Genomic DNA, 12,356 nt, shown 5'->3' with positions numbered 1-12,356 from the left:
GCTGGGCCGTCTTGGCAGGACGGCGCCGCGGCGGACCCAGCTCTCGCGCCTGATGTTCCAGGCGCTCGAGCGCACCGTCAGCGGCGCGGCGGAACCGACGGCGACAGCCGACGGCTTCAGGCCGTCGATTTCGGAGGGTGGTCGGGCCCAACCGGCCGGTGGGAGCGCCAGGCTTCGCTTTTCAACGGCTCCAGCGCCATCGGGACTTCGAAGATCGCAATGTTGGATATCACCGCCAGAACGGTGACGCCGGCGGCGCAGGCCATCGGACAGGTCTTGGCGCAGCCTTTGTGCATCTTGTCGCAACAGGGATCGGGCTTGGTGGGCGCTGCGTGCCGATCGACGGACGCATCCATCGACGCCATGCTGGAGGCCACGGCCTGGGGGGTATCCATGCCGCAGGCCATCGGCGCCGCCAACGCGGTGATCGGGCTGGCCGCGAGGGCCAGGAGGGCAAGAATGGCGATAAGAATGCGCGCCATGACGCTACTTTCCGCCCGCTGGCCTGCATTGTCACGCTGAATTCCTGGCGGATTCGGCTGGCGTCGGGCCGTTGATTGGCCCGGATCAGGCGCAGAGCACCTCGATGACTGGGCAGGACGGCGCCGTGTCGCCGCGACACCGATCGACGGTGTCCGCCAGCGCCGCTTCAAGCCGGGCGAGATCGGCGATCTTGGCGCGCACGGTCTCCAGGTGCGCCGCCGCGATCACCTGCACCTCGGCGCAGGAGGTCCGGCCGGGCTGAGCGAGCGCGATCAGCGCCCGGACGTCGTCCAGCCCGAATCCCAGCTCCCGCGCCCGGCGGATGAAGGCGAGGCGCCGCCCCTGCTCGGCGGTGTAGCTGCGATGTCCGCCGGAGGTGCGATCGGGCTTGGGCATCAGGCCGATGCGCTCGTAGTAGCGCACGGTCTCGAGATTGACGCCGGCGTCCTGCGCCAGCCGGCCGATCGTCAGTCCACGCGCGCCAGCCATGATTTTACCTCTTGAACCCGTAGTCCCTACGGGTTGCAGACTAGCGTCGATCCTAGCTGGAGGCGAGGCGATGACACCCGGCGATGCACTTCGATCCGCACGCCGGCCCGCGGCCGGCGGTTCAGGGGACGCACTCGTCGGCTGCGCGGCGATCGGCACGGCCGCATCGGCGGTCCTGGCCTGGGCCGCATGCTGTGTCCTGCCGCTGGCGCTCTCCCTGGCCGGCCTCGGCCTTGGCGCGACAGCTTGGATCGCGGGCCAACGGACCTGGCTGACCCTCGCGGCGGCGGCGGCCGTCGGCCTCGGCTGGTGGCTGACCTGGCGGCGCGCCCGCGCCTGCTGGAAAGACGGGACCTGCCCGCCGCCATCGCGATTTACCATGGGCCTGTTGAACGTGGCCACGGCGCTGGTTCTGGCGGCGCTCGTCTGGCGGCCCGCGATCGAACCCTGGCTCCTCGCCCTGTTGCGGGCGGCGCGAGGATGAGCGCCATGCCGATCTTGAGCATATCGATCCTCACCTGCCCGCAGTGCGGCCATCGGGCGATCGAATCCATGCCGACCGACGCCTGTCAGTATTTCTACGATTGTCGTGGGTGCGGGGCGGTCCTGAAGCCGAAGGCCGGCGACTGCTGCGTGTTCTGCTCCTACGGCGATGTCGCCTGCCCGCCTGTGCAGGAAACCGGGAGGGGCTGCTGCGGCTGAAATTCGGCGCCTTCACGTGGCGTCGGTCATCGCCTCCTCATAGGCTGCTTTAGAGTTTTCGCGTTGTCGCGGAAGATCAAGGGCATCGGCGCGGTCTTTGCGCCACGCTGCGGGCGGACGCCGAGACACGGCTGAGCGCCTGCGAAGCCCTGCCCGCTTCGGCGCGCCACACGAAACCACTGAGGACGCCCGCATGAAGCAGGACGGCGAAACGCTCACGGCCAATGCTTCACCCTCACGCGGTCTACGAGCGGTCCCTCGCGGCGTCTGGGCGATCGGCTTCGTCTCGATGTTCATGGATATCTCCTCGGAGATGATCCACAGCCTGTTGCCCGTGTTCCTGGTGGGCACGCTCGGCGCCAGCGTGGCCCTGGTCGGGGTGATCGAAGGGGTCGCCGAAGCCGCGGCCTCGGTCACCAAGGTCTTCTCCGGCTGGATCAGCGACCGGCTCGGCAAGCGCAAGGTCCTGGCCGTGCTCGGCTATGGCCTCGGGGCGATCACCAAGCCGGTCTTCCCACTCGCCATGACGCCGTTCGAGGTGTTGGCCGCGCGCCTCACGGATCGGGTCGGCAAGGGGATCAGAGGTGCGCCGCGAGACGCCCTCGTAGCCGACATCACGCCGCCCGGCGCGCGAGGGGCCGCGTTCGGCCTGCGCCAGGCGCTCGACACCGTCGGCGCCTTCCTGGGTCCGATCGTGGCGATCGTTCTGATGGCGGCGCTCGCCGGCGACATGCGCGCGGTCTTCGCCTGGGCGGTGGTTCCGGCGGTCATCGCCGTGCTGCTGATGATCTTCGGCGTCGACGAGCCAAAGCGATCCGGTGGGGCCGCGCATGCCAGGGCGCCGATCCGTTGGGCCGAGGTTCGCGATATGGGTCGGCCGTTCTGGTCGGTGGTCGTCGTGGGCGTGGTCTTCACCCTGGCCAGGTTCAGCGAGGCCTTCCTCGTCCTGCGGGCTCAGGACGTCGGTCTGAAGCTCACCCTCATCCCGCTCGTGCTTGTCGTGATGAACGTCTTCTATGCGGGCGTGGCGGCGCCGGCCGGGACGCTTTCCGACAGGATGGACCGCCGAACGCTCTTGGGTCTTGGTTTGGGCGTGCTCATCCTCGCGGACCTGGCGCTGGCGCTGCTGCCGTCGATCGGCGGCGTGCTCGTCGGCGTGGCGCTGTGGGGCGTCCACATGGGCATGACGCAGGGGCTGCTCTCGGCGCTGGTCGCCGACGCCGCGCCAGATCGTCTGCGCGGGACGGCGTTCGGCGTCTTCAACCTGGCGACCGGCCTGACCCTGTTGCTGGCCAGCGCGCTGGCCGGTGGGCTCTGGACGGCGTTCGGCCCGAGCACGACGTTTTTCGCCGGAGCCGCATTTTCCGCGGCCGCGGTCGCCGGTCTTCTGATCTGGGTGCGGCGGGCCGCCTGAGCGCGACAGACCGATCTGATTGGGTCGGATTTGCTCCGGAATCTTTGAATCTAGGCCGGAATCCTCGGCGCGAACCGTCGTCGATGGCGCCGGCCCGCAAATGCGCCGACCGGTCGCGGCTTGAACATATCCTCTCTAGGGGGATAGGATATGTAATGCTTAGCTTCACCGACCTCATCCAGCAGGGCGCGACGCACGCCTGGCTGTTCGTCCCCTCCGCCATTCTGCTGGGCGCGCTCCATGGTCTGGAGCCCGGCCACTCGAAGACCATGATGGCGGCCTTCATCATCGCCATCCGCGGATCGGTGAAGCAGGCGGTCCTGCTCGGGCTCTGCGCGACGCTGTCGCACACGGCGATTGTCTGGGTGATCGCCTTGGGGGGCATGTATCTCTGGCGTGGCCTCGCGCCGGAGACCATCGAGCCTTACCTCCAGGTCGCCTCCGCCGTCATCATCATCGCCATGGGCGTCTGGATGATCTGGCGGGCCCGGCGCGACCAGGCCCTGGCGGCTGTCGCCCATCACGATCACGGCCATCATGACCACGGTGGCGGGGAGGCCCCGCGGATCGACACCGGCCACGGCGTATTGCGGCTGGAGATCTTCGAAAACGCAGCGCCGCCGCGCTTCCGGATCTATCCCGAGCGCGGCCACGGCTGGCCGGCGGACGACGTCCGCCTGGAAACCGAGCGCCCGGATGGAACTCGCCAAGCCTTCACCTTCACCGATCGGGCCGGCCATCTGGAATCGGTGGAAGAAATCCCGGAGCCGCACGAGTTCGTCGCGCGCCTGGCCCTTTCCCATGGCGACCACGCCCACAGCTACGACGTGGCCTTCGTCGAACACGACCATGGCCATGACCACATCCACGAGGAGCTTCGCGGCCTCGACCTGACCGCCGGCGCGCAGGACGCGCATGAACTGGCCCATGCGAACGACATCCGCCGTCGGTTCGCCGACCGCGATGTGACCACGGGGCAGATCGTGATCTTCGGGCTCACCGGCGGGCTCATCCCCTGTCCGGGAGCCATCACGGTCTTGCTGCTCTGTCTGCAGCTGAAGGCCTTCGCGCTCGGCGCGGTGCTGGTGCTGTGCTTCAGCCTTGGCCTGGCCCTGACCATGGTGGCCTCGGGAGTTATCGCCGCCTTGAGCGTGAGGCAGGTGTCCAAGCGGCTTTCGGGCTTCGGGGAGATCGTGCGCAAGGCCCCCTATGTGTCCGGCGCCGTGATCCTGGCGATCGGGCTCTATCTGGGCGTCAACGGCTGGCTGCATCTGCCGCGCGGCTTATAGTCCCGCCGATCGCTGGAGCCCCCATGAGCCACACGCACAATACGGACCTCAAGAACCGCCTCAAGCGCGCCCACGGGCACCTGGCGACGATCCTCACCATGATCGAGGACAACCGCGATGGCCTGGAGACCGCCCAGCAACTGCAGGCGGTGATCAGCGCGCTCGAAAAGGCCAAGACCGTGCTGGTGACGGATCACATCGAGCATCACCTCGAGGAGGTGGTCGGGCCGCTGTCCCGCGAGGCCCGTGAAAAGCTCAGCAAGCTGAGCGACCTCGCCAAGTATCTCTAGGGTCTGTACGCAATTGGACGCCAGCGGAAGTCGGCCCGTGACGTCCTTCTCCCCTTGCGGGGTCGGATGAGGGGTCGAAAGCCCTATCCGGTTAGCGGCGGCGAAGCCGCGAATGCCCGAGGATAGAGGAACCACAAAGGACACCAAGGACACAAAGGAGCACCAAGGGTCCGCGTCGGAGCCTCGCGCCATCCGCGTGCTCATGAACTTCGTGGTCCTTCGTGTCCTTGGTGTCCTTCGTGGTTCAATTCGGCTTCGCCGGCGAGGCTTCAGGCCCGGGGCTTCGCCATCAAGATGAACCAGACGTTGTTGAACACCCCTTCGTCGAGCAGCTCGAACCCGGCCGCCTCGGCCAGCCCGCGCCAGGCCGCCTTGGAGGTCAGGAACAGCGACAGGACGTTGGCGACCGCGAACATCGACCAGCCCGGCGTCCAGACGGCCATCAGGAACCGCCCGCTGGGTTTCAGCACCCGCAAGGTCTCGGCCAGGGCGCGCGCCTTCTGGTCGCCCAGGTGATCATAGACGTGGGTGCTGACCGCCGCGTCGAAACGGCCGTCCTCGAAGGGCATGGCCGTCAGGTCGCCGGTTTCGATCGCCACCTGATCGCTCAGCCCGGCGATCCGCAAGTTGCGGTCCAGCAGGGTGCGGCCGCCATCGTCGATATAGCCTGCATCGAAGCGGTCGAGGCCGATCACCCGGCCGCCCTTCAGGATGCGGCCGAGTGCGATGGTGGTCCGCCCAGTCCCACAGCCGGCGTCGAGCACAAGGTCTTTGTCGCTCGACAGCAGGTCGACCATCGGCAGGACCACCTGATCTCGCCGTCGGAAGCCGCGCATGATGGTGTTACCGACGATGAAGACCATGGCGGCGGCGACCAGCAGGAAAGCTATCGGCCAGGCGCGGGGCGCCGCGACCTCGATCACCACGGCTCCGGCCAGGGCGACCAGGGCTGCGATCGCCAGGCCGTTCATCCAGCCGGGTCCCCATCCGAAGTCGAACTCGGTTCCGAGCGCCGCGCGCGCCTCGGCGCCCGTCCATCGCCGCAGCAGGCCTCTCAGGCCCGAGACATAGAGCGAGGACAGGATGACGACCCCGCCCACCACGTGGACGCCGGCGAGCAGCAGCAGGGAGTTGGCGACGCCCCGCATCGAAGGGACATAGACCAGCAGCGCCAGGCCGGCGGCTATGCCGACCACCCCCATCAACCACATGTGGCTGTGCGGGTTGCGGCGCGGGGACGGGGCGTCTGTGGTCATGGGGCGGACTCTGGGTGACGGTTGGCGGGACCGGCGGCGCGCGGGCTTTGCAGCGCCGCGAGCCGGGCCTAACCTCTAGCCGTCCGGGCGCGCGGCGCGCCGGACATCGGCGGGGAGGTGTCCGGTTTCCGGACAAGGTGGCGCGAATGTCCCGATTGCGAGGGGCCACGGTCGACTTCGCCGAGAGCCGGCCGGCGCAGCGCACCAGGGCCGCGCTGTTCGACGCCTTTGTCGAGCTGGTCCTTGAGAGGCGCTACGACCGCCTGAAGGTCGGCGACATCATCGCCCGCGCCGGGGTCGGACGCTCGACGTTCTATGAGCACTATCAGGGCAAGGACGAGCTTCTGAAGGAGGGCCTCGCAGGCCCGTTCGGCGTGCTCGCGGACCTGGTCACCGAGCGCCATGACCCGGCCAGGCTGCGGGCGACGGTGGAGCACTTCTGGGAAAACCGCCGGATCGCCAATGTGCTCTTCGCCGGGGCGACGCGGCGGCTGGTGACCGGCGCATTGGCGAGTCTGATCGAGCAACGCCTGGCCGAGCGGGCGGGTGATCGTCCCTTGGCCGTGCCGCCGGTGCTCCTGGCCGCTCAACTCGCCGGCGGCCAGATCGCCCTGGTCTCGGCCTGGTTGGCGGGCCAGGCGCCGGCCTCCGCCGAGGTGATCGCCGGCGCGCTCCACGCCTCGGCCACCGCGGCCCTGGTCTCGCTAGACGGTCCCCAAGCCCGGCGGGAAGGCTAGGGGGCCAAGCCCGGTCATGCCCTGAAGCGGACGCGACGGTGATCGGCGCGGAAGGTCAGCACCGCGCCGGCGGCGTAGACGCCCCTGCGGACGAGCGCGCCCACCGCCTTGGCCAGGATCGGTACGCGCTGGACGAGGGGTAGGCGCTTGAGGATCGGTTTGACGACCCCCTCCTCGTAGCGCCAGTACAGTTTTCGATCCCGCCGTTTCAGATACGCCTGATCGGCTTTCAGCCCCCACTTGACCTGGAAGCGTTCGAAGCTCCGCCGCTGCCGCCTGGGCGACCAGCGAACCAGGAAGAACGGCCAGTCCTGCGCCACCAGCGGGCGCACCCGGTTGGGCAGGAGGAAGGTCACGACAGAGCGCGGTTCCAGCAACACCTTACCGCCCGTGGCGATGACGCTCATGCTGAAATCGAGGTGGTCCTTGGTGTTGACCATCTGCTCGTCGAACTCGCCGGTGCGCTCGAAAACGTCGCGCCGCACCAGGACGCAGTGGAACTCGCAGCATTGGGTCTCCGCGCGCCCGGCGGGAACGGCGTCGACCGTGTCACCCTGATGATGGATCGCCTCGTCGATGATCCGCTCGCCCTGCGGCGTGGCGAAGAAGGCGGCGACATCGGAGGTGAACAGGCCCCCCGCCTGGTGAACCTGGGTGTGGAGGGGCAGATGCTGGCAGGTCAGCGGCGCCACCACCTCGACCCCGGTCTCCTGCGCGCAGGCGAGCAACGGTTCGAGCCAGCCCGGCGAACAGATCACGTCATTCTCGATGAAGACGACATACGGCGTGCGGGCCCGCCGCAAGCCGATGTTCCGCGCCTCGTTCGGCGTGAGGAAGCGCTCCGACGAGATCAGCTCGAAACCGCGCGCCTCGGCCTGCGTCGCGATCCATTCCCTCAGCGCCCTCGGCGCCGCGCCGTCGACATAGACCAGCCGGTAGGGGACGGTCGTATGCTCGAAGATGCTGAGCAGGGCGTCCTGCGCGACACTGAAACGATCACGCGGCGACACCACGATGGTCACCAGCGGTTCTTGATTGACGTCTGCCCCGGTCATCGCCCTACCCGTTACTCTTCGCGCTGTTGTTGCAGTTCCTGACGGCCTCTTCGTAGACCTTCAGCAGTTGATCACTGATCACCGGAAAGCTGAAGCGGCGCTCCACGATCTGACGCCCCGCGGCGCTGAATTTCGACGCCAGCGCCGGGTCGCCGACCAGGATCTCCAGGCGTTCGGCCAGACCCGGGGCGTCGCGCTCGGGCGCCAGCAGCCCGGAGACGCCGTCCTCCACCAGTTCGGGGATGCCGCCGTGCCAGGTGGACACCACCGGCACGCCGCAGGCCATGGCTTCCTTGAGCGTATTGATCGCCGAGTCCTCCGACCCGTCGCGGGCGCGCACGGACGGCGCCAGGAAGATGTGCGCCTGGGCCAGTTCGGCCGCGATGCCCTCCTGGGACATCTCCCCCAGCATCGACACCGCGCCGTCCAGGCCGAGCTCGCCGATCAGGCGCTCCAGGGCCGGGCGTTCCTGGCCCTCGCCGACGATCCGGTATTCCACCGGCCGGCCGCTCTCGCGCAGCCTGGCCACGGCCTGGATGGCGTAGGCGATGCCCTTCTTCTCCACCAGCCGCCCGACCGTCACGATCCGGACCGGTTCTCCGGGCCGCAGGGCCCGGGGCGCATAGGGGAACAGGCCGATATTGATCGGCGACTCCACGATGGTTATCCGCTCGGGCGGGCACCCCAGCGAGATCACGCGATCGCGAAAGAACACCGAGTTGGTGACGAAGGCGTCGGCCTGGGCGAACACGGCCTCATAGCAATCCTCGCCCCGCCGCTCGACGTGCGAGGTGATGTCGTAGCCGCGGAAATGCACCACCACCGCGCCGGACAGCGCGCCCGCGCGCCGATGGCGAAGGACCGGCTCGGCGAGCGTTCCGAAGTGGCAATGCAGCACGTCGTAGCGCCCGCGTCCCTGGAAGGTCTCCGCCTCGTGTATCGCCCGCATCCCGACCCAGCGGCGCCGATGGGCGCTCAGGTTGAGGCCGCTGAGGGCCACGCCCGCGCCGGATTTCCGCGCCGTCCTCAGGAAGGCGCCGGGGGCCTCCGCCCACCGACGCGCGCTGCCCTGATCGGCGAAGGCCGTGGGATGGGATCGGGCCAGCAGGCCATACTGCTCGATCAGGGCATGGCGCGCGCCGGACGCGTTCTCGCCATGCAGGCCGTAAAGGTCGACCTCGTGCCCGGCGTCCAGCAGGCCCGCCGCCGTGTTCACGATGAAGGCTTCCGAAGCCATCGGGAACTTGTTCAGGAAGAAGGCTGTTCGGAGCAAGTGATCGTTCCGCCATGGGAATGTTGAAAGGTGCCGGCTCCAGAGAGGCAAGAACAGGGCCAGCAGGTTGAATTCTGTTCCAACGAGATTTCGCCGCAATCTTTCTTTGGCGCCGAACACAGTCCGCGGGACTTTGCAGCCCCCTCCCTCGCCCGGTATTCGGGAGACGAATTTCAGGGCCACAATACTTGGCGCCCACCACTCGGCGCCCACCACTCGGCGCCCCCAGCCGCGCGGCCCTTCGTCGCGCAGGCCGCTATTCGTGCGGACGATCGCCACCTTGGCGCGCACTGTGGCGTGCCGGTCAGAACGACGGGCGGGGTGCGGATGGCGACCTACCAGATCTTTCTGATCGATCACCTGGGGAGCGTCGAGGCGGAGACGTCCTTCGACGCGCCGAGCGACGAACGCGCCGTGGCGGTCTGCTCGCGCGCCAACCCCGGTTCCCAACGCCTGGAAGTCTGGGCCGAACGGCGGTTCGTCGCCCTGTTCCCGCAATCGCGGATCGACGCCCAGACGGCGGCGCCCGCCGCCGCCGCCTACCCTGCCGCCCGCGCGCCCTTGGCGGTCAGCCTGTAGTCGTAGCGCAACTCGCCGGACGGCGCGTACCGGTCGCCCCGCACGCGGTCCTCTTCCAGCAGTCCCTCTTTGCACAGCCGGTTGAGGCGCCGATGCTCGATGACGCCCGCGGCAATCGCCTCTTGGCGCCGGTGGGTGACGACGCTCAGCCCGCCTTCGCGCAGCGCTCTGGCCAGCAGCTCCCGATCTCGGTCGTTAACCTTTCCCATATTGGCGAGTCCAACGACTCTTGCACCCCAGGGTTCCACCTAGGGCGCATCGTCGAATCGGGCGCGAGGACCTGTCTCCCCGGCGCAGACTCGCCATTGGGCGGCGGGAATAGGTATCGCGTCCCCCTATTCCGCCGCTCAGACCCCCGGCGGCCGGGCCACCGCCTCGCCGGCCAGGTTGACGAACTGCGGCCCGCCCGGCTCCGGCTCGCCGAAGTTTCGCACCGTGATGTTGAAGATCGGCCGCCCGCCGTCCCCCTCGTCGGCCGCGGGCCCCAGCGCCCGGCGGGTCCCGTACTTCTTGGGCGCCACCTGGGCCACGTGCCAGCGCAGGGTGCTGATGCGCAGGGCGTCGGACCGCACCGTCGCCTCGGTGGTTTCCAGGGCGATGTCGCGGGCCAGGTCGAACATCAGGTCGGCGGCGATCTCCTTGGCCGCCAGGTACATCCGCCGGAACTCGTCGTTGCGCCGCGCCCAGTTGTGGATGCTCACCGTGCAGGGCATGGCCGGGTCGTCGCCGATGGCCAGCACGCTCTCGCCGGCCGCGATCCGCGCGCAGATCGCCTCGCCCAGGTCGGGCGTATAGATCGAGACGCTGCCCCCGCGCCGCCCGGCCCGGCTCAGCATGCGGCGCCAGATCCGCCCGGCGTCGGCCTTCCGGTCCAGCGCCACCTGCCGCGCCCGTGCCTGCTCCTTGGCCGCCTCATAGGCCTGCGCGAACTCCGGCTCGCGCAGCGCCCAGTCCCGGAACGTCCGCCGCGACGGCATCCCCGGCTCGCGGGCCAGCTCATGCTGGCTCACCCCCGCCGCGATCCGCGCGCAGATCGCCCGCCCCAGCTCCGGGCAATAGCGCACAGGCGCCCGAGCCCCGGCGCGAGCCGGCGGCGGAGACGGAGATGGCATGGGGGCTCCAGCGGGTCCGATGAGGCTGCAAGGCTCTCATGGACGGCGCATTGAGTCAAGAACAAAACAAGAACATCTAGGCGGCGCCAACTCGCGCACCAGGCGTCGTGCCGCCGCCTACTCCCGCGATAGGTGCGACAAATCCGACCGCGCCGGCGAACAACGCAAGTTTGAGTTGCGGCGACCGTCACAGCACCCATAGTCGAGTCCTTAGTTCACCGACCCTGGTTCGCAGATGCGTAACAGTGTTATTATTCCTCTGCAGCCCAGCGAGACGGCATGCCGTCAGTCTCGAAAAGTCCCGATCGGCTATTCGCTGGCCTTCGGAGCTGCGGTTTCACTCCTTCTGTGGTTCGGTATATTCAGAGCCGTAAGCTTCGCCGTCACCTACGCGCAGACTATCGGCTAGACCACCGCAACGAACGCGCCACCCAGCGCCGCACGCCCCAAGCTCGTCATCCCGGTTTGCGAAGCAAGACCGGGACCCATAGACTCCGACTGGCGGGGTGAGCGGCAACCTAGCGCCCGCCCCCTTCGTCGCCCGGCATCCCCCGGATGCTGAAAACCCCTCAAGGCCATGGCGGCCCCCATCGCGGCCCCATCTTGTCACCGCCCCGATCGTGCCGCATCTGGTAGGCGCGCTAGACGCGATAGCAGCCTGGCCGCCAAGGGGCCGCGCCACCGGGGAGGAACAACACGATGTTCTCGCACATCATGATCGGCACCAACGACCTGCAGAAGGCCAAGTCGTTCTACGACTCGCTGCTTGGCGCCCTGGGCGTGCCGCCGGCCCGGGTCGACGGCCATCGCATCTTCTACATGACCCCGACCGGGGTTTTCTCGGTGTCGGAACCGATCAATGGCGAACCGGCCACCTTCGCCAATGGCGGCACGATCGGCTTCGCGTGCGACTCCCCGGAACAGGCCGACGCCTGGCACGCCGCCGGCGTCGCCAGCGGCGGGACCACCTGCGAGGAGCCGCCCGGCGTACGCGCCGGCGGCATGGGCAAGATGTATCTGGCCTACCTGCGCGACCCCGACGGCAATAAGCTCTGCGCCCTCCACCGCATGGGCTGACGGGCGAGCGGAGGCGACGGGGTCAGGAGGCGAAACGCAGCTCCCCGGCCCCAAACCCCGCTCGTCATCCCGGTTTGCGAAGCAAGACCGGGACCCATACGCGCCGCGCTACCCGGATAGGGCGCAGCGTCGCCGCCCAGCCCCAGCCCTGAGGATGCCGGGCGGCGGAGGTCACTTGGGTGGCCGGGCTTTCAAGCACTCCGCCCGAAGGTCCCCGCCTGCTAGTGTGCCATATGCCACCGCTCGTGCTCCTTCGAGAGTCCGTCATCTGCGCCCTGATCGCCCTGGCGGCGCAAATCGCCCCGGCCGCTGCACGCTCGGAACCAAAACCTCCGGTCGCCAGAAATTCCCCGGGGCCGCCCTCCATCAGAATTGTCGGTGTCTGTTGGCGATTGGCGCCGAGTTCCGAGGGAAAGGAACGAACCTACGAGGCAGTCGTCGTGAAGCCGTCCGGCGATCCCGAATTCGATCAGGAAGCCGCCGCGGCCTACGCGAAAGGTCCGCCTGGGTCTGGATTTTACCACGTGCGAGGACACGACTGGTACGGGACCTGGGCCGCGACCGGTCCAGATGCAGAGACCAGAAAGCCCTCGGAGCCGC

15 protein-coding genes are annotated in these 12,356 nt (G+C 68.5%); 8 read left to right on the top strand and 7 right to left on the bottom strand.

Translation table 11 applies throughout. The features are described 5' to 3' along the window. Positions 1–116 precede the first annotated feature (116 nt). Positions 117–482, bottom strand: a complete 366-nt coding sequence (locus tag V6M51_RS12000; RefSeq protein WP_332767437.1) for a hypothetical protein — start codon at positions 480–482, stop codon at positions 117–119. Positions 483–567: 85 nt separating this feature from the next. After that, positions 568–972, bottom strand: a complete 405-nt coding sequence (locus tag V6M51_RS11995) for a MerR family transcriptional regulator (RefSeq protein WP_305675540.1) — start codon at positions 970–972, stop codon at positions 568–570. Positions 973–1,042: 70 nt separating this feature from the next. Between V6M51_RS11995 and V6M51_RS11990 the strand changes: the two genes are divergently transcribed. From V6M51_RS11990 to V6M51_RS11970, 5 genes are all read left to right on the top strand, one after another. Then, positions 1,043–1,456 carry an MFS transporter permease gene (locus tag V6M51_RS11990; protein WP_332767435.1) on the top strand — a complete coding sequence of 138 codons (414 nt, stop codon included), beginning with the start codon at positions 1,043–1,045 and terminating at the stop codon, positions 1,454–1,456. Next, positions 1,453–1,674 (top strand): GDCCVxC domain-containing (seleno)protein, encoded by a 222-nt coding sequence (locus V6M51_RS11985; RefSeq protein WP_332767434.1) that lies wholly within the window; start codon positions 1,453–1,455, stop codon positions 1,672–1,674. The genes V6M51_RS11990 and V6M51_RS11985 overlap by 4 nt, the downstream gene beginning before the upstream one ends. Positions 1,675–1,867: 193 nt before the next feature. Then, a complete protein-coding gene (locus V6M51_RS11980; RefSeq protein WP_332767432.1) occupies positions 1,868–3,088 on the top strand; it encodes an MFS transporter in 1,221 nt (406 codons plus the stop codon). 155 nt (positions 3,089–3,243) lie between these two features. Continuing rightward, entirely contained in the window at positions 3,244–4,377 is a 1,134-nt protein-coding gene (locus V6M51_RS11975) for a nickel/cobalt efflux transporter (RefSeq protein ID WP_332767431.1), read from the top strand. Positions 4,378–4,400: 23 nt separating this feature from the next. After that, positions 4,401–4,667, top strand: a complete 267-nt coding sequence (locus tag V6M51_RS11970) for a metal-sensing transcriptional repressor (RefSeq protein ID WP_305675959.1) — start codon at positions 4,401–4,403, stop codon at positions 4,665–4,667. Between the two features lie 269 nt (positions 4,668–4,936). Here V6M51_RS11970 and V6M51_RS11965 read toward each other — a convergent pair whose 3' ends face one another. Next, positions 4,937–5,923, bottom strand: coding sequence for a class I SAM-dependent methyltransferase (locus V6M51_RS11965; RefSeq protein WP_332767426.1), 987 nt, complete (start codon positions 5,921–5,923; stop codon positions 4,937–4,939). Positions 5,924–6,069: 146 nt separating this feature from the next. Between V6M51_RS11965 and V6M51_RS11960 the strand changes: the two genes are divergently transcribed. Further along, positions 6,070–6,660: a TetR/AcrR family transcriptional regulator gene (locus tag V6M51_RS11960; RefSeq protein WP_332767424.1), complete on the top strand. Its 591-nt coding sequence runs from the start codon at positions 6,070–6,072 to the stop codon at positions 6,658–6,660. Between the two features lie 14 nt (positions 6,661–6,674). Here V6M51_RS11960 and V6M51_RS11955 read toward each other — a convergent pair whose 3' ends face one another. Beyond that, positions 6,675–7,715 (bottom strand): glycosyltransferase family 2 protein, encoded by a 1,041-nt coding sequence (locus V6M51_RS11955; protein ID WP_332767423.1) that lies wholly within the window; start codon positions 7,713–7,715, stop codon positions 6,675–6,677. 4 nt (positions 7,716–7,719) lie between these two features. Next, positions 7,720–8,988, bottom strand: coding sequence for a glycosyltransferase (locus V6M51_RS11950; protein WP_332767422.1), 1,269 nt, complete (start codon positions 8,986–8,988; stop codon positions 7,720–7,722). A gap of 297 nt (positions 8,989–9,285) precedes the next feature. On the opposite strand from V6M51_RS11950, the gene V6M51_RS11945 reads away from it, so the two are divergent. Continuing rightward, on the top strand, positions 9,286–9,567 hold the full coding sequence (locus tag V6M51_RS11945; RefSeq protein ID WP_332767421.1) for a hypothetical protein: 282 nt from the start codon (positions 9,286–9,288) through the stop codon (positions 9,565–9,567). Here V6M51_RS11945 and V6M51_RS11940 read toward each other — a convergent pair. Beyond that, complete coding sequence (locus tag V6M51_RS11940; RefSeq protein WP_332767420.1) at positions 9,528–9,776, bottom strand: hypothetical protein; 249 nt, start codon at positions 9,774–9,776, stop codon at positions 9,528–9,530. The two genes, V6M51_RS11945 and V6M51_RS11940, sit on opposite strands and share 40 nt — an antisense overlap. Positions 9,777–9,914: 138 nt before the next feature. Next, on the bottom strand, positions 9,915–10,679 hold the full coding sequence (locus V6M51_RS11935) for a hypothetical protein (protein WP_332767418.1): 765 nt from the start codon (positions 10,677–10,679) through the stop codon (positions 9,915–9,917). Positions 10,680–11,378: 699 nt separating this feature from the next. Between V6M51_RS11935 and V6M51_RS11930 the strand changes: the two genes are divergently transcribed. Continuing rightward, on the top strand, positions 11,379–11,756 hold the full coding sequence (locus V6M51_RS11930; protein ID WP_332767415.1) for a VOC family protein: 378 nt from the start codon (positions 11,379–11,381) through the stop codon (positions 11,754–11,756). Positions 11,757–12,356: the final 600 nt, after the last annotated feature.

The organism is Phenylobacterium sp. (assembly GCF_036677185.1).
Classification (GTDB): domain Bacteria; phylum Pseudomonadota; class Alphaproteobacteria; order Caulobacterales; family Caulobacteraceae; genus Phenylobacterium.
Note: the sequence above shows the minus strand (reverse complement) of the source record. Positions and strands in the feature narration are given on the sequence as shown.